Annotated in this window: 20 protein-coding genes and 1 tRNA gene; 3 read left to right on the top strand and 18 right to left on the bottom strand. The window is 69.8% G+C overall.

Features of this window, described 5'->3' with window-relative positions; translation table 11 throughout:
- Positions 1 to 44 precede the first annotated feature (44 nt).
- The 3 genes from pyrH to rpsB all read right to left on the bottom strand — a co-directional run bounded on the left by pyrH (position 45) and on the right by rpsB (position 2,786).
- Positions 45 to 800: a UMP kinase gene (gene pyrH, locus RIN46_RS06690; protein ID WP_309080254.1), complete on the bottom strand. Its 756-nt coding sequence runs from the start codon at positions 798 to 800 to the stop codon at positions 45 to 47.
- Between the two features lie 177 nt (positions 801 to 977).
- On the bottom strand, positions 978 to 1,817 hold the full coding sequence (tsf, locus tag RIN46_RS06685) for a translation elongation factor Ts (RefSeq protein ID WP_309080255.1): 840 nt from the start codon (positions 1,815 to 1,817) through the stop codon (positions 978 to 980).
- Positions 1,818 to 1,931: 114 nt separating this feature from the next.
- Complete coding sequence (gene rpsB / locus RIN46_RS06680) at positions 1,932 to 2,786, bottom strand: 30S ribosomal protein S2 (protein ID WP_309109444.1); 855 nt, start codon at positions 2,784 to 2,786, stop codon at positions 1,932 to 1,934.
- A 563-nt stretch (positions 2,787 to 3,349) separates the two neighbouring features.
- Between rpsB and RIN46_RS06675 the strand changes: the two genes are divergently transcribed.
- A complete protein-coding gene (locus RIN46_RS06675) occupies positions 3,350 to 3,949 on the top strand; it encodes a M23 family metallopeptidase (protein WP_309080257.1) in 600 nt (199 codons plus the stop codon).
- Positions 3,950 to 3,983: 34 nt separating this feature from the next.
- On the opposite strand, the gene RIN46_RS06670 is transcribed toward RIN46_RS06675, so the two are convergent.
- The 3 genes from RIN46_RS06670 to RIN46_RS06660 form a co-directional block, all read right to left on the bottom strand.
- Positions 3,984 to 5,387, bottom strand: a complete 1,404-nt coding sequence (locus tag RIN46_RS06670; RefSeq protein ID WP_309080258.1) for a glycosyltransferase — start codon at positions 5,385 to 5,387, stop codon at positions 3,984 to 3,986.
- A 98-nt stretch (positions 5,388 to 5,485) separates the two neighbouring features.
- Positions 5,486 to 5,573 (bottom strand) — tRNA-Met (locus tag RIN46_RS06665).
- Between the two features lie 78 nt (positions 5,574 to 5,651).
- The gene (locus RIN46_RS06660; RefSeq protein WP_309080259.1) at positions 5,652 to 5,984 is read right to left on the bottom strand and encodes a hypothetical protein; all 333 of its coding nucleotides are present in this window, start codon (positions 5,982 to 5,984) and stop codon (positions 5,652 to 5,654) included.
- Between the two features lie 110 nt (positions 5,985 to 6,094).
- On the opposite strand from RIN46_RS06660, the gene RIN46_RS06655 reads away from it, so the two are divergent.
- Both RIN46_RS06655 and RIN46_RS06650 read left to right on the top strand, forming a co-directional pair.
- Positions 6,095 to 6,304 (top strand): hypothetical protein, encoded by a 210-nt coding sequence (locus RIN46_RS06655; protein ID WP_309080260.1) that lies wholly within the window; start codon positions 6,095 to 6,097, stop codon positions 6,302 to 6,304.
- On the top strand, positions 6,301 to 6,501 hold the full coding sequence (locus RIN46_RS06650; protein ID WP_309080261.1) for a hypothetical protein: 201 nt from the start codon (positions 6,301 to 6,303) through the stop codon (positions 6,499 to 6,501). The genes RIN46_RS06655 and RIN46_RS06650 overlap by 4 nt, the downstream gene beginning before the upstream one ends.
- Positions 6,502 to 6,649: 148 nt before the next feature.
- Here RIN46_RS06650 and RIN46_RS06645 read toward each other — a convergent pair whose 3' ends face one another.
- From RIN46_RS06645 to RIN46_RS06590, 12 genes are read right to left on the bottom strand one after another with little or no spacing between them, the layout of a single operon-like run.
- A complete protein-coding gene (locus RIN46_RS06645) occupies positions 6,650 to 8,068 on the bottom strand; it encodes a hypothetical protein (RefSeq protein WP_309080262.1) in 1,419 nt (472 codons plus the stop codon).
- A 6-nt stretch (positions 8,069 to 8,074) separates the two neighbouring features.
- A complete protein-coding gene (locus RIN46_RS06640; protein WP_309080263.1) occupies positions 8,075 to 8,428 on the bottom strand; it encodes a hypothetical protein in 354 nt (117 codons plus the stop codon).
- A gap of 9 nt (positions 8,429 to 8,437) precedes the next feature.
- Positions 8,438 to 9,295, bottom strand: a complete 858-nt coding sequence (locus RIN46_RS06635; RefSeq protein WP_309080264.1) for a peptidoglycan-binding domain-containing protein — start codon at positions 9,293 to 9,295, stop codon at positions 8,438 to 8,440.
- Positions 9,292 to 9,441, bottom strand: a complete 150-nt coding sequence (locus tag RIN46_RS06630) for a hypothetical protein (RefSeq protein WP_309080265.1) — start codon at positions 9,439 to 9,441, stop codon at positions 9,292 to 9,294. Before RIN46_RS06630 ends, RIN46_RS06635 begins: the two co-directional genes overlap by 4 nt.
- A gap of 40 nt (positions 9,442 to 9,481) precedes the next feature.
- The gene (locus RIN46_RS06625) at positions 9,482 to 9,913 is read right to left on the bottom strand and encodes a hypothetical protein (RefSeq protein ID WP_309080266.1); all 432 of its coding nucleotides are present in this window, start codon (positions 9,911 to 9,913) and stop codon (positions 9,482 to 9,484) included.
- Between the two features lie 8 nt (positions 9,914 to 9,921).
- A complete protein-coding gene (locus RIN46_RS06620) occupies positions 9,922 to 10,761 on the bottom strand; it encodes a hypothetical protein (RefSeq protein ID WP_309080267.1) in 840 nt (279 codons plus the stop codon).
- A 2-nt stretch (positions 10,762 to 10,763) separates the two neighbouring features.
- On the bottom strand, positions 10,764 to 11,219 hold the full coding sequence (locus RIN46_RS06615) for a hypothetical protein (RefSeq protein WP_309080268.1): 456 nt from the start codon (positions 11,217 to 11,219) through the stop codon (positions 10,764 to 10,766).
- A 12-nt stretch (positions 11,220 to 11,231) separates the two neighbouring features.
- Positions 11,232 to 12,134, bottom strand: a complete 903-nt coding sequence (locus tag RIN46_RS06610; RefSeq protein WP_309080269.1) for a hypothetical protein — start codon at positions 12,132 to 12,134, stop codon at positions 11,232 to 11,234.
- Positions 12,135 to 12,136: 2 nt separating this feature from the next.
- The gene (locus RIN46_RS06605) at positions 12,137 to 12,688 is read right to left on the bottom strand and encodes a hypothetical protein (RefSeq protein WP_309080270.1); all 552 of its coding nucleotides are present in this window, start codon (positions 12,686 to 12,688) and stop codon (positions 12,137 to 12,139) included.
- Positions 12,685 to 14,904 (bottom strand): hypothetical protein, encoded by a 2,220-nt coding sequence (locus tag RIN46_RS06600; RefSeq protein ID WP_309080271.1) that lies wholly within the window; start codon positions 14,902 to 14,904, stop codon positions 12,685 to 12,687. Before RIN46_RS06600 ends, RIN46_RS06605 begins: the two co-directional genes overlap by 4 nt.
- Positions 14,905 to 15,732 carry a hypothetical protein gene (locus RIN46_RS06595; RefSeq protein WP_309080272.1) on the bottom strand — a complete coding sequence of 276 codons (828 nt, stop codon included), beginning with the start codon at positions 15,730 to 15,732 and terminating at the stop codon, positions 14,905 to 14,907. It abuts the gene before it with no gap.
- Between the two features lie 10 nt (positions 15,733 to 15,742).
- Positions 15,743 to 18,931, bottom strand: a complete 3,189-nt coding sequence (locus RIN46_RS06590; protein WP_309080273.1) for a phage tail tape measure protein — start codon at positions 18,929 to 18,931, stop codon at positions 15,743 to 15,745.
- Positions 18,932 to 18,945 lie beyond the last annotated feature (14 nt).

Here is an 18,945-nt window from a genome sequence, read left to right as displayed (position 1 = left end):
GAAATGTGCGGGTGAACCCGCCTGTCATCCTATGCCAGAACGTCCTAGACGGTGACGCGCGTGCCCAGCGGTTCGCCGAGAATGGCCCGGGTGACGTTGCCTTCGCCCTCCATGCCGAAGACCCGCATCTCGAGTCCGTTGTCCTTGCACATCGTCATGGCGGTCTGGTCCATGACGCGGATGTTGTTCAGCAGCGCCTCGTCGTACGTGAGCGTCTCGTACATGACGGCGTCGGGGTCCTTCTTCGGGTCGGCGTTGTAGACGCCGTCGACTCCGCTCTTGGCCATGAGGACGACGTCGGCGCGCACCTCGAGCGCACGCTGCGCGGCGACCGTGTCGGTCGAGAAGTAGGGCAGGCCGGCGCCGGCGCCGAAGATGACCACGCGGTCCTTCTCCAGGTGCCGGATGGCGCGGCGGGGGATGTAGGCCTCGGCGACCTGGGCCATCGAGATGGCGGACTGCACCCGCGTCTCGACGCCGGCCTGCTCGAGGAAGTCCTGGAGCGCCAGGCAGTTCATGACGGTTCCGAGCATGCCCATGTAGTCCGCGCGCGAGCGGTCCATCCCGGACTGGGAGAGTTCCGCGCCGCGGAAGAAGTTGCCGCCGCCGACCACGATCGCGGTCTCGACCTGGCCCACCGTCGCGGCGATCTGCTCGGCCATGGCCTGCACGGTGACCGGGTCGACGCCGAGCTTGCCGCCGCCGAAGACCTCGCCGGAGAGCTTCAGCAGGACGCGGCGGCGCCTGCCTGCCGACGTCCCGGCCCCGTTCGCGTCCTGGTTCTGCTCGAAGCTGTCCATGTGGCCCTCCTTCGTGCGCCGCCGGATCGGGGCGCTGCGCCGTCGTCTTCTGAATTCAGTCTATGGCCCGCCGGGGCCGTGCCCGGTGAGCGGGTGCGGGCAGGGAAAGGGGGTGGCCACCTCGGGTGGCCACCCCCTGACACCTGGTCGCGGGCGGTACTCGGCCGCCGCGCGGAATCAGGATCCGACGCGGAAGCGCGCGAAGGCCGTGGCGTTGACGCCGGCCTCCTCGAGCACCTTGCCGACCGACTTCTTGGCGTCCTTGGCGAACGACTGGTCCAGGAGTGCGACCTCCTTGAAGTAGCCGGTCAGGCGGCCTTCGACGATCTTGGTCAGCGCGGCCTCGGGCTTGCCCTCGGCGCGAGCGGTCTCGTCGGCGACGCGGCGCTCGTTCTCGACCGTCTCGGCCGGGACCTCGTCGCGGCTGAGGTAGGTCGGGGCCATGGCGGCGGTGTGCACGGCGACATCGTGGGCCACCGTGGCGGCTGCCTCACCGGTGCCGTCGACGGCCAGGAGGACGCCGACCTGGGCCGGGAGATCCTTGGAGGTCTTGTGCAGGTAGGCGTCCACCGTGGCGCCCTCGACGCGGGCGACGCGGCGGACGACGACCTTCTCGCCCAGCGTTGCGGCCTCCTCGGTGACGTAGTCGGCGAGGCTCTTGCCCTCGACGTCGGTGGTCAGCAGGCTCTCGGCGTCTGCGGCGCCGGAGGCGACGGCCGTCTCGAGGACCTTGTCGGCCAGGGCGATGAACTTGTCGGACTTGGCGACGAAGTCGGTCTCGCAGTTGATCTCGACCATGACGCCGACGGTGCCGTCGACGACCTTCGCGGCGACCAGGCCCTCGGCGGCCGAGCGGCCCTCGCGCTTGGTGGCGCCCTTCAGGCCCTTGACGCGGATGATCTCCATCGCCTTGTCGGCATCCCCGTTGGCCTCGTCCAGAGCCTTCTTGACGTCCATCATGCCGGCGCCCGTGCGCTCGCGCAGGGCCTTGATGTCAGCGGCGGTGTAGTTTGCCATGTGCAACCCCAATTCGTTGTGGTTAGTCGAAGTGTGTCCGGGCTGGATCCGGTGGGATCCGGCCAGTGGGCTGCGCCGGCGGGCGGGGGGCCCCCCCGGCTCTGACAGCGATGCTTACTTGGCGTCCTCGGCGGGAGCCTCGGAAGCGGGGGTCTCGGCAGCGTCGGCGGCGGGGGCCTCGGCGGCCTCCTCGGCCGGCTTCTCCGCACCTTCGAGGAGCTCGCGCTCCCACTCGGCCATCGGCTCGGCCGCGGCCTCGGTGTTGCCGGCGGCCTTGTTGTTGCGGGCGATGAGGCCCTCGGCCACGGCGTCGGCGATCACGCGGGTCAGCAGGTTGACGGAGCGGATGGCGTCGTCGTTGCCCGGGATCGGGTAGGCGACTTCGTCCGGATCGCAGTTGGTGTCGAGGATGGCGACCACCGGGATGCCCAGCTTCTTCGCCTCGTCGACGGCCAGGTGCTCCTTCTTGGTGTCGACGACCCAGAGCAGCGACGGCGTCTTGGTGAGGTTGCGGATGCCGCCCAGGTTCGACTGCAGCTTGGTGAGCTCACGGCTGAGGAGCAGGAGCTCCTTCTTGGTGTGGCCCGAACCGGCGACGTCGTCGAAGTTGATCTCCTCGAGCTCCTTCATGCGCTGGACGCGCTTGGAGACGGTCGAGAAGTTGGTCAGCATGCCGCCGAGCCAACGGTGGTTGACGTACGGCTGGTTCACGCGGTTCGCCTGCTCGGCGATCGCTTCCTGGGCCTGCTTCTTGGTGCCGACGAACAGGACGGTGCCGCCGTGGGCGACGGTCTGCTTGACGGTCTCGTAGGCGCGGTCGATGTAGGACAGCGACTGCTGGAGATCGATGATGTAGATGCCGTTGCGCTCGGTGAAGATGAAGCGCTTCATCTTCGGGTTCCAGCGACGGGTCTGGTGGCCAAAGTGAACGCCGCTGTCGAGCAGCTGGCGCATGGTAACGACTGGCATGTCGTCACTCCTTCCGGCAGTGGCGGACCGGCCTGCTGGCCGCGGTAACTGCCCTCGTTGATTTCGGTTGATAGCTGGCGCCGTCCCGGGTTCTCCGGGCTGACACGCTCCTGGCGAAAGGCCGCCGGGTGGTCCACCGCGGCCGACCGGACGAATCCGGACCGTTGGCCGCGCTGCCCGTCACCGAGGGGGTCACGGGTGCCTTTCACGCGAAGTCAATTGCGCTCCCCCGCCCGAACCGCGGCACACGCCTCCCCGTGAGGGGCCGGGCGGATGATGGCGGGTCGAGGCGCCGCGAACTCGCGTGGCCTTCCGCGGACGGAAGTGGCGGTGCGGGCGCGCGGCATCGAGGCAGACACAACTGCGTGACCAGTGTACTACAGCGCAGGACCCGTTCCCGCGCGCCGGAAGCCCACCGGCACACCGGTTTCTGCCCCGAGGCGGCCCCGCCGCCGGTCGCATCCCCGGGCACTCCTCCTCCACAGGTCCCCATACGCGAGGGGATGCGCACAGGCGGCCGGCGTCCCGCCGTCGGCTCCGATCCGTGCTGCGAGGCTCGTCCCATGCCGAAGCACCTGGTCGCCCTCACCGCCGTCGTCTCACTGGCCGCGTCCGCCGCCCTGCCCGTCTCCGTTCAGCCTGCTACCGCACCGTCCGCTACCGTTCGGCCCGGTTCCGTGCAGCCCGGTTCCGTTCAGCCTGCCCCGTTCGAGCCGGTGCTCTTCCGGGCAGGGTCCGTCCACCCCGGTGCCTGGTCGTGGCCGGTGGGGAGCCATGCCGTTCCCCCGGTGGTCTCGGCTCCCTTCGACGCCCCCGAGACGCGGTGGGGCCCCGGCCACCGCGGTGCGGATCTGGCGGCGGCCGCCGGACAGGAGGTCCGCTCCCCGGCCGACGGCAGAGTGGCGTTCGTCGGCGTCGTCGTCGACCGTCCGGTCCTCACGATCGACCACGGAGACGGGGTGCTGACGAGCTACGAGCCGCTGGCGAGCGATCTCGCCGTCGACTCCCGAGTCGCGGCAGGCCAGGTGATCGGCACGGTGGCGGACGGCGGTCACTGCGCCGCTTCCTGCCTGCACTGGGGACTCCGGATCGACGGCGTCTATGCCGATCCGCTGCCGACCGTCCGGGACACCCGCCCCTCGATCCTGCTGCCGGTGCCGTGAGACGGCTCCGGAACGGGAGTCCGTGCCCGACGGATCAGGCGAGGACGCGGCGGTAGATCTCGAGCATCTTCGTGGTCTGCCGGCTCTGCAGGAGCTGGTCGGCCTCGGTCGCCTCCCAGCGCAGGCCGCTGCGCAGCTGCGCGACGGCGGAGCGGATGGACTCGGCGAGCCCGTGGACCGTGGAGTCGGGGGTGAGCCAGTAGCTGCCGTCGGGGAGATCGGCGGCGATCCGGTGGTCGCTCAGCACCGTCGGGGTGCCGAGCGCGGCAGCCTCGAAGACGGTCATCCCCTGGGTCTCGAAGCCCACGGACGTCTGCACCAGCACGTCGGCCGAGGCCAGCTCGGCGAGCATCTGCTCGTAGGGGACCCGGCCCCGGAAACGGAAGCGCGGCCCGCCGCCGGTCGACGGGGTGTCCCGGCCCGGCTGCCCCGCGACCATGGCCTCTGCGCGTCCCCGCTGGGCGCCGTCGCCGAAGATGTCCACGTCCACGTCCTCGCCGGCGGCGAGGACGGCCTCGAGGAACGGGAGAAGCCGCTTCTCGGGGCTGAACCTGCCGGTCCACACGAGCCGCAGGCGAGGCCGAGGGCTCCCGGCCTCAGGCGCGCCGACAGATCCCGTGCCCGCGGCCCCCGCCCCGGCGCCCGCCGGCTCCGCTCCGGCTGCACGACCGGGGGTCATCAGGGACGCCGCCACGTCGTCGTCCAGCCCCGTGGGGACCACGTCGATCCGCGAGAACACGTTCTCCCGCTCCAGGAGGTCGGCGAAATGCGTGGACGGGGCAGTCACCGCGGCGGCGGCGTCGGTGAAGCCGCGCAGGTAGGACCAGGCGTCGGCCGGCACGGGGCCCGGCAGGCGCAGGAAGAGTTTCTGACCGGCGCCGAAGGCGCCCTGGACGATCCGGGGGAAGGGCACCGTGGCCGCGAGGCCGACATCGAGCCGGTTGTGCATGGTGTGGACCACGGGCGCGCCGTGCCGGCGGGCGTACCGGTAGGCCAGGACGGCCCCCCAGAAGTCGCCCTGGACGTGGACGACGTCGACGGGCGGCAGACCCGCCATGGCCTCGTCGAGCCGACGGTCCAGACGACGGCTGGGCACGTTGAGCGAGTACTCGCCCCGCCCCAGCGGCAGGCCGGGCAGGCCGACGACATGGTGGCCCTGCTCGGTCCCGCGGTGGTCGGCGGTTTCAGCACAGACCCTGCGGACCGCCGCCGCCACATCCGCGCGCGCCGCCGCCCGCCAGGCGGGGACCGGAGCACGGGACCCAGCCGCGCCTCGGGTCCCGGGACCGACGATCGTGACGCGATGGCCGAGGCGCTCCAGGAACTTCTGCTGCAGCAGCACCGAGGTCTGCATCCCGCCGAGGGTGTGCGGGTGCTGGTCGACGAAGACGGCGATGTGCAGCGGGCCGGTCCGCTTCCCCTGGGGCGAATCCGTCATGGCAACCTCTCCTGTGCGAGCCGCTCGTGCCGGGCTTCCGCCGCAGACGCGGCGGAGCCCCCGGACGCGACGGTGGAGTCCGGCCGGGGGCCGTTCGGTAGGGCGGGTGGGGCTTGAACCCACGACCCAAGGATTATGAGTCTCAGCCTTGAGTCTGCGCCCAAGTCCGGGGTGACTCTCAACCCCGGAAACAAGCCGCTAACGAGGCTACCCCACTCCGGGGTCATCCGTCGTCGTGGGCGAAAACTCCGGTCAAAACTCCGGTCAGAATCCCCTGCCGGCATCGGGCCGCGGCCAGGGGCAGGTGCTCGGCTCCCACCGGACGGCCAGCGAGTCGCCGGTGCTCCAGTAGACCCGGTACTCGGGGAGCCGGCCCGGCTCGCGGGTCACCCACTCGCGAGTCACCCAGTAGCCCCGGCCATCGAAGACGGTGGGGCCGCTGAGGTAGACCTGAACCCAGGACCCGCACCAGGCGGTGGCGCGGCCGTGGTGGACCTCGCCCTCCGGTGTGTCGATCCGGACGAAGGGACGGTCGGCCGGCACCCAGCGCTGGATCTGCCCGCCGCGCTCCCGGGGATCGAAATGCGGATCAAGCATGCGTCGAGTCTAGGCGTCCAAGCCAGCGGGAAAAACGTAGGTACACGTGTTGACACTGTAGGTAGACGTGCCTACACTGGATCTATCAGCCCGACCCGGAGGAGCACACCATGTACAGCACCCGCAACGAAGCCCACGCCGCCACCATCCGCGCCATCGAGGCCGGCGGCGGAGTCCAGGACGCCGAGACCGAGTACGACGTCGACGCCATCGTCGACGAGGCCTACGAGTACAGCGCCGAGCTCGGCGGGTTCGCCCAGCTCGTCGACACCGACGGCTTCTGGGAGCTCGTCGCGAAGCACGCGAAGGCCGACGCGTGAACGCCGACCAGCTCGTCGACGACGTCCTCACCGCCCACGAGCGCGTCGCCGAGGCCGAGCAGGAGGTACGCGACCGAGTCGCCCTCCGCGCCGCAGCGGTGAAGGCGGCCATTGACGGCGGCGCCGGCGCAACGAACCTCGCCCGGGCACTCGGCGTCTCCCGCGCCCGCATCTACGACATGGCCAAGCAGGGTTAACCACGAATAGCGCCCCACCCTCGCGAGGAGGGTGGGGCGCTTCGACGTGGTGCCAGGCCCCCGGGGTGCTGCAGGCTCCGGGGGTCCAGCGGTGCCGTAGTCCAGTCGCTACGGCGCGACATCCCGGTGCGAGCGGGACGCTTCGAGGTCAGGCAGTGGGCCAGTCTGCGTCGGTGTCGTACTCGAGAACCGTCGAGAACGTTTGATCCGCCTTATCGCCTATACCGGCGATGAAGTAGATGCGATCGCTCCCGACCGACACGCGCCTGTGATTGCTACCGAGCCAGATTGACCGAATCGAGTAGAGCAGGCCCGGTCGATAGCCGATCGGCGTGGGGATGCTAGGCGTGGCCGAAGTGAATGTCAGCCCCCGAAAATCCCACGCAACCCTGTTGTTGACCCGCTTCAGCCGAATGCGTCCGGACTGGTTCGCCGTGGGCTCCAGCCCTGGGGGTAACGGTTCGCCCATGACCACGCCGTCGGCGCCCCAGTAGCTGATGATCTTCCATCCGGTGTCGCCCGAGACCATTCGTTCGGCGACGCCGTCGGTGATGTAGATGCGGGTGCCGACGCTCGTGTCGACGCGCATGGTCGCGTTGCCGGGCGCGCCCTGGTCGCCCTTCGGGCCCCGGACGTTGCCGGCGTTGACCTCGTCGCCGTCCTGCTGCGTCAGGACCAGGTCATCCCCAACCACCTGCCCGCCCACGACGGTGTCCCCGGAGACCGGGCCGACGGGGCCGCGGACGTTGCCCGCGTTGAGCTCGTCGCCGTCCTGCTGCGTCAGGATCAGGTCATCCCCGACGACCTGCCCGCCCACAACGGTGTCCCCGGAAACCGGGCCGACGGGGCCGCGGACGTTGCCCGCGTTGAGCTCGTCGCCGTCCTGCTGCGTCAGGATCAGGTCATCCCCGACGACCTGCCCGCCCACAACGGTGTCCCCGGAAACCGGGCCGACGGGGCCGCGGACGTTGCCCGCGTTGAGCTCGTCGCCGTCCTGCTGCGTCAGGATCAGGTCATCCCCGACGACCTGCCCGCCCACAACGGTGTCCCCGGAAACCGGGCCGACGGGCCCGCGGACGTTGCCCGCGTTGACCGTGCCCCCGTCGTATCGGGTCAGGACCAGGTCGTCACCGACGACGGCGCCGTCGACGACCGTCGAGTCGGCCATCGCCCACCACGCGGCCTCCGGCTCCGCAGCAGGGTCCAACGTCTCCGGGTCCACCACCGGCAGATCCGGGAAGTCGTACTCAGCCGCCGGGCCGACCTGGACGAACGTCGACCAGGACGCGACCCCGATCATCTGGAAGGTGATCTGCCAGCACCAGTCGGGGCCCGTCTCGGCGAGCGCGATGTCCGCGTAGCCGAGCTTCTGGATCGCGTCGTCGATCGTCTCGTCGTCCGCGGTCACGCGGAGGACTTCGACGCTGAACCCGGTGGGCAGGACGAGTTCATCCGGTGTTCCGGTGATGATGCGTCGGCGGGTGGGTGTGCAGGTGATGACGCCGGCGGCGGGCTCGTTGGTGCCGCCGGCCGCCGGCCGTGTCACGAAGAAGCGTACGTTCGCCATGTCGATCTAACTGGCGAGGTGCTTCGGGTCGTATCCGTCGTCGTCCGGCTCGGATCGCTCGCGCGTGTCGTAGACGCGGTTCTGCAGGTCGATGCCGACGCGGACGGACGGCTCGTACGTGGGGGTCTTCACGGAGCCGAGCACGAGGCGCACGAGCCAGGCCGGCAGTCGGGGTTCGAGCCAGCGCCAGAAGGCGTACCAGAGACCGACGAGCAGCGCCCCGAGGAACGGCACCATGAGATCGCCGTAGGCGAGCAGGTCCGCTCGCAGCGGTTCGAGCGCCGGGATCAGGCCGAGCAGCCACCCGACGATGCCGCCCCACAGGGAGGGCACCACGGTGCGAAGTATCGAGGTGAGCATGAGCTTCTCCTAGTAGTCGTTCTGCGTGTTGAGGTAGGCCTGCAGGCCCTTGATCGTGAGCGGCCCGAACTGGCCGTCGAGCAGCCCCCGGTAGAGCCCCTTCGACTTCAGGAACTCCTGGAGGCCGAGGACGGTGTACTCGCCGAGGCGGCCGTCGATCGCCCGGTCGTACAGTCCGAGGCCGGCGAGCCAGCGCTGCATCGCCCGGACGGTCATGCGTCCGAAGACGCCGTCGACCGCGTGCTCGTACTGGTCGATGGCGTGCATCAGGATCTGGAAAGCCCGGACCGAGACCGGCCCGAAATCGCCGTCGACGACGAGCTCCGGGTAGTCGGTCGGTGCGGCCGCGACTGCCGCGCTCCCCTGGGCCGGCTTCGCGACCTGGCCGGCGGGGACGAAGGCGGGGCCGTCGTCGTCGTCGACCAGGTCGCCGAGGACGCGCTCCCACAGGTCGACGGTGTCGTCGGCGCTGCGGTGGGCGGCCGGCCAGGACAGCTCGATGTGGAGGTGGTCGACGTGCGGGTTCAGCCCGTCGTAGTCCCGCCAGACGTTGTAGTAGCCGGACCAGATCTTGCGGTTCCAGATGACGCACTGGATGCCGAGCTCGGCCGAGTGACGGCGGATCAGGTCCGCCAGGTCCGTGCCGTACTGGGCCGAGTAGGGACGGATCGCCAGGTCGACGGCGCGGCCCTCGCCGTGCAGCGACGTCGTGCGGCCGCCACGGACCGGCCGGCAGTTGTAGATGCCGGCGTTCAGGGCGCCGTCGTCGGCGTACTTCGCCAGCAGCCAGGCCAGCACGCCGCGGGCGCCGGTGGTCGGGCCCTTCGTGCAGGACTTCGCTCCGACGTAGCCGTTGTAGATGCTCACTGGTCCGCCTCCGTCCGGCGCCGGCGAGCGCGGATGCCTCGTGCTGGCGGGACGTAGTCGGGGTGGGCGGGGTCGGTGATGGGTTCGGGTGACGGGTCGTCGGCGGGTTCGGTGATCGCTTCGAGCGGGTCGGGGTCTCGGGTCATGGGTGCCTCCTGGGCATGAGAAAGCCCCGCCGGGGCGGGGCTAGGATTCGTTCGGTTCGTCCGGCAGGTATCTGCTGGCGAGGCGGTGCAGTAGGGCGGAGTCGACCGCCTGGTCCGCGTCGGATCTCTTGGCGATGGCGATGTGCTCGTCGAGTTTCGAGTCCGTCTCGCCTTGCTGCTTGGACAGGTTCTTCACGGACGTCTCGATGCGGGCGACGGCGTCTTTCACGGAGCCGCCGCCGTTGTGCTGGAGCTCGTGCTCTGCGGCGCGGAGCCGAGCCATGGCGCCCGGCTCCGCTTCCTGGATGATGGCCCCTGATGCGTCGGTGCGGGGCGGGTGTCCGCGCCAGTCGTCGAGGAACTCCTGGAGCTCTTTGAGCAGCTGCAGCAGTCGCTTGACCGGCTTGCGTGCGACCGCGATGATCGCCGCCAGTGCCGCGGCCGCGCTGCCCCAGTAGATGAGGTACTCCATGCGGCCTCCTACGCGAGCGCGGTGGCGGTGTCGGCGGACCAGCGGCCGGACGCGCCGGCCTGGAACGCTGCCTGCTCGAGCTCGGCGACGGCCGCGTGGGAGCGGCCGGACACGGTCAGGTCCTCCAGGTAGATGGAGCGGAGGATGAAGCTCGGCGAGTTGTTGACGCTGGCCGCGTTGTACGGGCCGGAGCTGACGACGTACGAGCTGGTCTCGACGAGGTTGTTGTTGAGCCCGTTCGAGGAGATCGCGCCGAGCTGGTTGGCGTTCGTCCCCGAGGTCGCCGTGAAGCCCAGCCGGGTCGCGTCCGACGACGCTGGGTATCCGGCGAGCGTGCCGTTCGCGAGGGTGCCGAGGGCGATCTGGGCGCCGACTCCCCAGTTGGTGCCGGAGAAGACGCCGGCCATGTAGCCGACGGTGGCGCCGCCGTCGTCGGGGCGGGTGACCTTGATCTGCAGGCCGAGGAAGAACCGGTGCGTTTTGTTGGCGGCCAGGTAGGTGCGGAGGCCGGCGGGGATAGCCAGGCCGACGCGCTCCTCGAGGACGGACTGGGTGGCGGAGGACGTGAAATGGAGCGAGCCGCTGGCCGTGCGCTCGATTTTCGCGCGGGCCGTCGAGGTCGCGGTGTTGAAGATCTCGACGGTGTCCGCGGCGATGCCGAGGGCGGTCGCCTGGGTCTTGGCGATGTTGGGGATCTGTTCGCCGTGGGTGACCGGCCCGCTGTACGGGTCGGTGGGGTGAGTCGGATCGACCAGGAGCAGCGACCCGCTGGTGAGGCGGTTGTCCGCCGGCGGGATCGGGACGCCGGCGATGGTGGTGCCGGGCAGTCGGAGTACGGCTGGGGACATGGTCACTTCTCCGTCATGGTCAGGGCCAGGCGCAGGCCGGGAGTGGTGCCGCCCGAGAAGGTCGGCTTGAAGTGGATGCGGACCGAGTCCACGAGGAGCTCCGGGATCGAGATGCCGAACCCGTGGCCGAGCGGCGCGGCCTGGTCCGCGATCTGGATCAGCCCGTCGGCCTGGACCGTCGCACCGGTGACCCGGGCGCCGAGGTACTCGGGCGTCGTCTCGATCCACTCGGGCCGCGTGTACTGGTAGCCGCTGGTGTGCGGCTGCAGGAACGCGAGGCGGGCGCCCAGCGACCAGGTCGTCGGCGCGCCGACGACGGTGGTGATCAGGCCCGTGAACGACACAGCGGCGACGTCGGTCTGCCGGTGGTTGTTCGGCGGCTGCGCCAGGGAGATGCCGCCGCCGCCGTCCGCGCGGAGGGTCTGCGGGTACCCGGCCGAAAGCAGGATGTGCGTCATGGTGGGCACGGTCTAGACCTCGTCTCCGTAGGTGAGCAGGATGTTCGTGAGCAGCAGGCCCGCCGACCGGAGGTCGGGCTGGTCCGTGCGGGCCTGGATCCCGAAATGGGGGTTGAAGCCGCCGCGGAAGTCGGCCCACGGGTCCGTGTCGGAGTACTGCAGCGGCTCGGTGATCGCCGGCAGAGCGAGGTTCGTGAGGTCGTGGACCTCGGAGCCCATCTGCGCCTCGATGTAGCGCGGGGTCGCCCCGTACTCGAAGGTGAGGCGGCCGTATGCGAGGTTGGTTTTGTTCTCGTTCTCGCCGATCATCGTCCCGCCGAGCGAGGCGACGGCCGTCGCGGTCGGGGTGCCCGACTCCAGGCGGTGCGTGCGCAGCAGCCACCGGGAACCGATCTCCCGGTTCTCCGCGGACGTGGCCGCTCCCGGGTAGGTCGGCCGGCCGAGAAGCTCGAAGAACTGCCGGTTCTCGTTCTTGGTGTCCTGCGTGTCGAGCCCGAAGCCGATCTGGAAGGCTCCCGGTGCGTTGAGATCCGCCGGGGCGTTGTAGTGGTACTCGGTGCTGAGCCCGTACATGAAGCTCAGGGACGCGATGCCCGACCGGCGCGGGCGGTTCAGACGGGCGATGGCCGTCGCGGCGTTGCCCTGCGGCCCGGACGCGGCGTTGGAGCCGGGGCCCGTCCCGATCCGCAGCGCCTTGCCCAGGCCGGGCAGCGACACGATCGACAGGGGCACACAGGCGGGGTTGCCGCCCATGTTGAAGACCGGGTTGAACGATCCGTACCCGTTCGCGAAGTTCTCCGCCATGACGACCTTGCCCCGCCGGCGGACCTTGCCGCCCTCGTGGGCGAGGATGTCCTGCGCGGCGAAGCGCTCGATGATGCTGTCGCCCGAGGAGAGCGAGGACCAGACAGTCAAGGTCAGTTCCTTCCGATGTAGGTGTTCAGCGGCTGCCCGGTGGCGTCCGTCTGCGTCCAGATGATCCAGTTGCCGGGGTTGACGTACGGGGCCTCAGGGCCGGCGTAGAGGTGAATCGCGTTCGCGATCGCCATCGTCGCGACCAGGTCCGGACCGCCGTCCGCGCCCGCCGACAGCCAGGACGGGTTGCCGTCCGTGTCGGAGATCCGGAAGCCGTCCTGCCCGTCCGGCTCCACGTGCGGGACGCCGGCGGCCGCGAGCCCGTCGACGGCGCCCTGGGTGGGCAGTCCCTGGCCGTCGAACTGGACCCAGCTGGGGCGGCCGTCCTGGTCGCCGAGGGCGCCCTCGTAGCCGGCGGTGGCGATGCGGTGCGAGAGCGCCGAGGTGTCCTGGATCTCCTGAAGGCTGGTCGCGGTCTCCTGCTCGAGCTGGGAGACGTCCCCGTCGATGGCCATCCCGAGATTGACGATGTCCGTCCGTAGGTTGTCGTCGGTGTCACCGCGCATCGGGTCGGTCCCGTCGGGCAGCGGGTAGCCGCGGGGAGAGTCGGTCACTGGGGATCTCCTGTCGTGTTGGTGAAGCCGTCGTAGTTCTGGACGGCGAGCGCATCCCACTGCTCGTAGGACAGCGGGGTCGCGGCCGTGGCGTTCCACTCGTCGTAGGACCTGATCGTGGTCTCGATGCCGGTCACCCGGAGTTTGAGGACCTGCCGGTAGACGTCGTCGTGGTCCTCGTCGATCCCGATGATCACGGCGGTGATGATGACGCCGAGGTACTTCGTGGAGTGGACGCGGATCACGTCGCCCTTCTGCAGGCGCGGGTCCGGGGCGATCGGCATCCGCTGGATGACCGGGTACGGGGCCGTCACCAGGGCGGCGATGAAGTCCCTCAGGTAGTCGGGGTGACTCCAGTTGCCGGACTCCCAACCGGCCCAGTGCCCGACGGGATGCTCGAGCGAGGGACCGTCGGTGGCGGCGGGCACCGTGGTGGTCTTCGCCTCCGCGAACGTCACCTTCGGGCAGCGGATCACCGGCAGGTTGAAGCCCTGGTACTTCGGCCACAGGGCCGTCGAGGAGTTGACGGCGGTCTGCAGCGCGAGCCGCCACCCTGCCGGCAGACCCGAGACGGTGTGTGTGAAGCGGAGCGTCCGGTACGACACGCGCTCGTAGTCGACGGTCAGGTAGTCGTTGGCCCAGGACCAGACCTCGCCGTCCTGGCTGATCGATCCGCCGACGAAGCTTCCCCGGCCGGTGTTGAAGCCGGGGGCGCCGACGTCGGCGGTGAACGCGGGGACGTCGTCCCACTCGAGGAGCCACTCCTCGTCGGCGGGGACGTTGACGAAGTCCTGCCTGGACTCTCCCTCCTCCATCTGGTCTCCGGAGCCCCGGTAGGCCTCGACGTTGCGCCGCTGCGTGTTGGCGTAGACGTGGCTGAGGCCGGTGACGGTGACGTCCTTGCGGCGCGAGAGGAGGTTTGTCTCCCACTCGATGTCGACGACGTCCTTCGCCGTCGTGGTGTCTCGGACCACGGGGCCCTTGGCGATCCGGTCGGCGGATCGGACGACGAGGCGTCCGAGCTCGTCGAAGTGGATCGCCAGGAGCAGCGCCCGGGAGATCTCGTCGAGCGTGTCCGCGACGGTCGAGGACTCGATCGCGCGGATCACGGGGTTGACGGGCATGTGCTCGTACGAGACGTCGAGCACCAGGTCGGGTGACCAGTTCGTCGGCAGCGTCCATGTCCGGGCCGCCGAGACGCCGGCGATGTTGGCACCGACCGCTGCCACGACCTCGATGGAATCCAGGGCGGTCGTGGGGCGAGCGGCCCCGGTGAGGACCGACGTCCCGGAGGCCGTCTTCAGGGTGTACGTGGTGCCCGAGACGTGGAGGGTGGCGTGGACCCCCGAGCCCAGCGACCGGCCGCCCAGGTTCGTGCTCCCCACCCAGGCCTCGGCGACCCGGGAAGCCGAGACCCTCAGCCTGACGTTCGACGCCCCATAGTGGGCGAAGATGCTGGCCGCGCCGCTGTGGTCGGCTCCGACGCTCACCATGAGCTGCAGCGGCTGGTCCCCGGTCGCGGAATACTGGGGCGTGTACCGGGCCCGCAGGTCATGCATGCCCCACCCGAACGACGCGGTCGTCCGCAGATTGGGGAAGCCGCCATCGTTGGCGATGTTGCTCGCGCTGACGCACCGTCCAGCGAGAGGCCACGCCGACCCCTGCAGCGGCGCGTCGACCAGGACGGTACCGATCGGCGGATGAACCGAGCGGTAGCCCGCCTGCGCCGCGGCCGCGGTGATGACCTGGACCGGCGACGTCGCGACCCGGCGCCACGCGCCGCCATCGGTCAGAGGCGGCATGGTCCGGATGACCGGCGGGTAGTTGAACGCCGTCGTCAGCCGGTCACTGTCGTCGATCAGCGTCGAGACCGCACGCGACTTGAGCGATCCGGCGGTGGTGAGGATCTTCCCCGTGAACCGCGGGAAACTCGTCAGCCCGTCGCTCTCGTAGATCTGGACCTTGTCCCCGTCCTGCGGGACCCAGCCAGCCCCGTCCCGGAACGGGTGCGACGGGCCATCCGCCATATCCTCCTGCTGATCCCACGTGATCGAGCCACGGATCTGCGAGATACCGTTCGCCGAGGCGACCTCGACCGGTAGATCGCCCTGCAGCTCACTCGACGTCGACCAGCGGCCGCGCCGCTCAATGCCGTTGACGAGGATCTTCTTCGTGAACTCGCGGACCACGGACGTGTCGAGACCACCAGGAAGCAACTAGCCCACCTCCCGGATCATGAATGACGCACTGGAGTACCTGCCGAACTTCGGATTGGCGATCGCCATCAGCAAGTCGTCGGAGAAGCCCGTCAGCTGCGCGTAGTCGCAGCCGCGCCCCGCCCCGTACTCGAGGAGGGAACCCGTCCAAGTCAGCGCCGGCCAGGTCGTCAGTGTGGCGGCCGCGTTCACGAACACCCGGGCGCTGACCGCGCCGGCTGGGACCGTCGTCGTCAGGAACGAGCGGACCGGCACCGCCGCCGAGGACATCACGGCCGACTCGATCGACTTCACCGTGCCACCGAGCGCGTCGTAGAAGATGACGCCGGCGGCACCGGCGGCACCCTGGACGTACGCCGACGCGGTCACGACCTTCCCCGGCAGGACCGGGGAGGCGTTGAGCCCGAAGTACAGCGCGCCGTCCTGCGTCTTGGACCACGAGCGGGGAGACCGCCGGCCGTCCGGGAGGACCATCGAACCGCCCGGGGCGACCGTGGAGAGGCCAGTGCCCTTCACGATCGTCCCCGCACGGCACGCAGCGGTGTCCGGCGTCAGGGTGTTCGTCACCAGGGCATCCACCGGCAGGAACGCCCACGGGCCGATCCCCCAGTCCCCGTCGACAAAGGCCTCGATCTGGGCGAGCTCGTAAGGCGTCGTCGCCGCCGGCAGGGTCACGTCCCACGTCCGCCGGCCGACCGGCCGGGTCTGGCCGAACACGTTCCCCTCGGCCGTCTCCTCGAATGCGACCCGCTCCGCGCGCGTCCTCCGCTGGGCTGCCGCCGACTTGAGTTCCACCATCCGACCGGGCGTGCCCAGATACATCGCCACAGGGCGCCTCCTACCTCTTGTTGTAGATCGAGCCGCTCCCGAACGTGGCCTGATGCACCTGCGTGTCGACGATGTCCGCCAGCACCCGCTGGGAACCGGCACCAAAATCGGCCTGCAGCGTGTCCGGGAAAGACTCCCGAATCGCTGCCGTCACCGCAGATGCAACCTGATCCGCAATCTCCGGCACCTGCACCGAGACCGCCGGCCGACCGGCGAAGGCCGGTGGTGCGACGAGATCGCGGCCGGAGAGAAGGGCGCCGGGTCGGCCGCCGCCGGCGAGGCCGATGGCGTTCTTCATCTGGTCGACGCGGGGGTCGTCGGCGTTGATCATCCTGAGCAGGCGGTCGTGCTTGTCCGACGAGCGCCGATTGATGACCCACTCGAGGTCGTCTACCCACGCTGTCGGATTGCCGTGCTCGTCTATGCCGAGGATCTTGTCGACGCCGAGCCCGGTGGCCGGGAGCCGACCGCCGGTCGAGTAGCGCCGGCGGACTCGGCCGCCGTGCTGCTGTCGCGACTGGCCGTAGTTCTTGCGCTCGGCCGCGCGCTGCCCGGTCTGGGTGTAGTTGGTGTGGATGGTCGTCGAGATCCGCTGCGTGATGTGGGACGTGCGATCGCGGGCAGCCTGGTTGAGTGCGGTCTCTGCGGCCCCGGTGATCGCGACTGCGTCGATCTTCGAGGTCCGTTCCTTGCCTGCGGTCGCGTCGATCTTCTCGCCGGTCTCCGTGGTGCCTGTCTCGGAGACCTGGATCCGCCCATCGGGCAGCTCCGTCACGATGTACCCCAGCTCCCGGAGCGCGGCGATCGTGACCGGCGAATTGTCGCTGATCGTGATCGTCTTGTCCGGAGTCGACTGGATCCAGGTGTGCAGATCGGTGATCTTCTGGATCTCGCCTTCGGCGTTCGACTGGTACTCGGTGAAGACGTTCGCCGGTATCAGTCCCTGCTCGTCCGCCAGGCGATTGGCCTCGTCGGCTTCGTAGCCGGCGGCGAGCGCCGCTGCAACGAACGCGTCTCGCCCTTTCTGGACCTCGACGGCCATCTCTCCAGCGGTCCGGCCCTTGGCGTGCATCGCTGAGATGACGCCGAGGGTCGCGTTGCTGATGCCGAGGAGGGACTCAACGTTCTGCTGGCCCTTCTCGGTCGAGATGTCGATCGACTTGCCGTTCTCCTTGATCGTCTCCGTCGAACCTGAGATGGCCTTCTCGAGGTCGATGAACGCCTGCTGCTCGGAGATCGCGATCTGCCCGGTCTTCACGAGCATGTCGAAGTACTCGCTGAGCGCGTCGGCCCCCTCTTGGGCTGCCTCTGCGGACTCCTGCAGCGGGTCCTTGATCTCTTCGATGCCACCGGCACTCGTCTCGGCTTCGGCGCCGGCGCGGGCTACCGCGTCGGCGTATGCCGGGAACAGTGCGGCGGCCTCGTCGGCCTCGACGCCGGAGTCCTCCAGCTTCTTCCGGATCTGCTCCATCGCCTGCTCGGCGTCCTCGGCGTTACCCGAGGACACCATATTGGCGAGTTCGGCGTCCATGCCCGCGAAGGCGTCCTTCGCGATCTGGACGGAGCCCTTGATGCCGGTCAGCGGGGTGATGATCCCCTGGACCCAGCGTTCGGCCTTCTCCTCGATTCCGTCTCCGAAGAGTTCGTTGATCGCGGCGTCCATGTCCGTGATCGTCGGCGACAGGCCCTCACCGTTGGAACCGAGGAACACGGACTCCAGGGCGTCGGCCGCACCCGGCGCCTCGTTAGCGACACGGGCAAGGGCGTCCGCGATGTGGCCCGTACCCTCCGGGATGTCCTTCAGGTACCCGGCGGCCTGAATCTGCCCGCCGATGGTCGCGAATGTCGCCAGACCCGTGAGGAATCCAGCCGCCTTGCCGATGGCCCGGAGACGCCCGGGGACCTTCGACCCGTCTGCGGCGAGATCCCGCAGCGCGTCCCTTGTCTCCTTGACCTTCGGAATCACCGTGATCAAGCCGCCGGCGAGTACAGCTGCCCCGCCGGCAACGCCCGTGATGACGCCGCCGATGGAGAGAACCGGGGCAGGGATCTGCCCGACCAGGTCCACGAAGCTTTCGAGCCCCTGCACGAGCCCGCGGAGGGCCTCGTTCGCGCCCGAGCCCGACTGGATCAGGACGGTGTCGAACGCACCGCCCAGCTTCTCCAGGTCACCCGCCAGGTTGTCTTGCAACAGGGCCGCTGTCTCCGCCGCGTAACCCGCGTCGTTGACGGCGTCCTCCCACTTCTGGACACCCTCCGCGCCGTTCTCGTACAGCACGGCGGCCGCGCGAACGGCGTCCGACCCGAACAGCGTCGCCAGGGTCGAGTTGCGCTGCTCGTCGGTCATCCCGGCGAGCGCGGTCCGCAGCTCGCCGGCGTACTCCGACAGGCCGATGAACTTGCCCTGGGAATCGAATGCGGACAGGCCCAGGTCGTCCATGAGGTTCGCTGCCTCTTTGGACTGCGGGGTGAGCCGCTGGAGCATTGACTTGAAGCTGGTGCCGGCGTCGGATCCCACGAGGCCGGCCGAGGCAAAAGCCGCCAGGCCGCCGGTGGTCTCCTCGATCGTCAGCCCCAGCTGGGAGGCGACGAGGCCGGACTGATTCAGTGCGGCGCCCATGTCCTGGACGGAGCCCTGTGCCTTGCCGGCGCCGGCGGCGAGGAGGTCCGCGACGTGCGGGACCTGCTCACCTTCGAGCTTGAACTGGGTCAGGGCGCTGGCGGCGATCTCGGAGGCCTCCGCCACGCCGAGCCCGCCCGCGGCAGCGAGGGCAAGCGCGCCGTCCAGGCCGCCGTTGAGGACGTCCGTCGTCGAGACGCCGGCCTTCGCCAGCTCCTCGATGCCCTGGGCCGCTTCCACGGCAGAGAACGCTGTGTCGGCGCCGGTCCGGACTGCGGCCTCACGGAGGAGGTCCATGTTGCCCGTTGACTCGTGCGTCGCCGCCTGCACGCTCGACATCGCCTTGTCGAAGTCGGCGGCGCCCTTGGCCGCCAGTGCGAACCCGGAGAGCGTCGCGACGCCCGCGGTCGTGACCGCGGGCGCCAGCTGACGCATGGCCAGCGTCTGCTTGGCCGTCGTGCTGCCGGTCTCCTTGGCCGCCTTCTCCAGCTCTTCAGTCGACCGGGCGGCGGTCGCCATGGCGCTGCGGTACCGGTCCACCTGCGCGTCGAGGATGACTTTGACGCGACGATCCGCCATGAAGGCCTCCTCGA

The organism is Zhihengliuella sp., from assembly GCF_031178195.1.
Taxonomy (GTDB): Bacteria; Actinomycetota; Actinomycetes; order Actinomycetales; family Micrococcaceae; genus Zhihengliuella.
This window is presented reverse-complemented; position numbering and strand designations above follow the sequence as displayed.

What these genes read in the sequence shown, in the direction of transcription:
- pyrH (WP_309080254.1), bottom strand. Translation starts at nt 800, where the DNA reads ATGGACAGCTTCGAGCAGAACCAGGACGCGAACGGGGCCGGGACGTCG.
- tsf (WP_309080255.1), bottom strand. Translation starts at nt 1,817, where the DNA reads ATGGCAAACTACACCGCCGCTGACATCAAGGCCCTGCGCGAGCGCACG.
- rpsB (WP_309109444.1), bottom strand. Translation starts at nt 2,786, where the DNA reads ATGCCAGTCGTTACCATGCGCCAGCTGCTCGACAGCGGCGTTCACTTT.
- RIN46_RS06675 (WP_309080257.1), top strand. Translation starts at nt 3,350, where the DNA reads ATGCCGAAGCACCTGGTCGCCCTCACCGCCGTCGTCTCACTGGCCGCG.
- RIN46_RS06670 (WP_309080258.1), bottom strand. Translation starts at nt 5,387, where the DNA reads ATGACGGATTCGCCCCAGGGGAAGCGGACCGGCCCGCTGCACATCGCC.
- RIN46_RS06660 (WP_309080259.1), bottom strand. Translation starts at nt 5,984, where the DNA reads ATGCTTGATCCGCATTTCGATCCCCGGGAGCGCGGCGGGCAGATCCAG.
- RIN46_RS06655 (WP_309080260.1), top strand. Translation starts at nt 6,095, where the DNA reads ATGTACAGCACCCGCAACGAAGCCCACGCCGCCACCATCCGCGCCATC.
- RIN46_RS06645 (WP_309080262.1), bottom strand. Translation starts at nt 8,068, where the DNA reads ATGGCGAACGTACGCTTCTTCGTGACACGGCCGGCGGCCGGCGGCACC.
- RIN46_RS06640 (WP_309080263.1), bottom strand. Translation starts at nt 8,428, where the DNA reads ATGCTCACCTCGATACTTCGCACCGTGGTGCCCTCCCTGTGGGGCGGC.
- RIN46_RS06630 (WP_309080265.1), bottom strand. Translation starts at nt 9,441, where the DNA reads ATGACCCGAGACCCCGACCCGCTCGAAGCGATCACCGAACCCGCCGAC.
- RIN46_RS06625 (WP_309080266.1), bottom strand. Translation starts at nt 9,913, where the DNA reads ATGGAGTACCTCATCTACTGGGGCAGCGCGGCCGCGGCACTGGCGGCG.
- RIN46_RS06620 (WP_309080267.1), bottom strand. Translation starts at nt 10,761, where the DNA reads ATGTCCCCAGCCGTACTCCGACTGCCCGGCACCACCATCGCCGGCGTC.
- RIN46_RS06615 (WP_309080268.1), bottom strand. Translation starts at nt 11,219, where the DNA reads ATGACGCACATCCTGCTTTCGGCCGGGTACCCGCAGACCCTCCGCGCG.
- RIN46_RS06590 (WP_309080273.1), bottom strand. Translation starts at nt 18,931, where the DNA reads ATGGCGGATCGTCGCGTCAAAGTCATCCTCGACGCGCAGGTGGACCGG.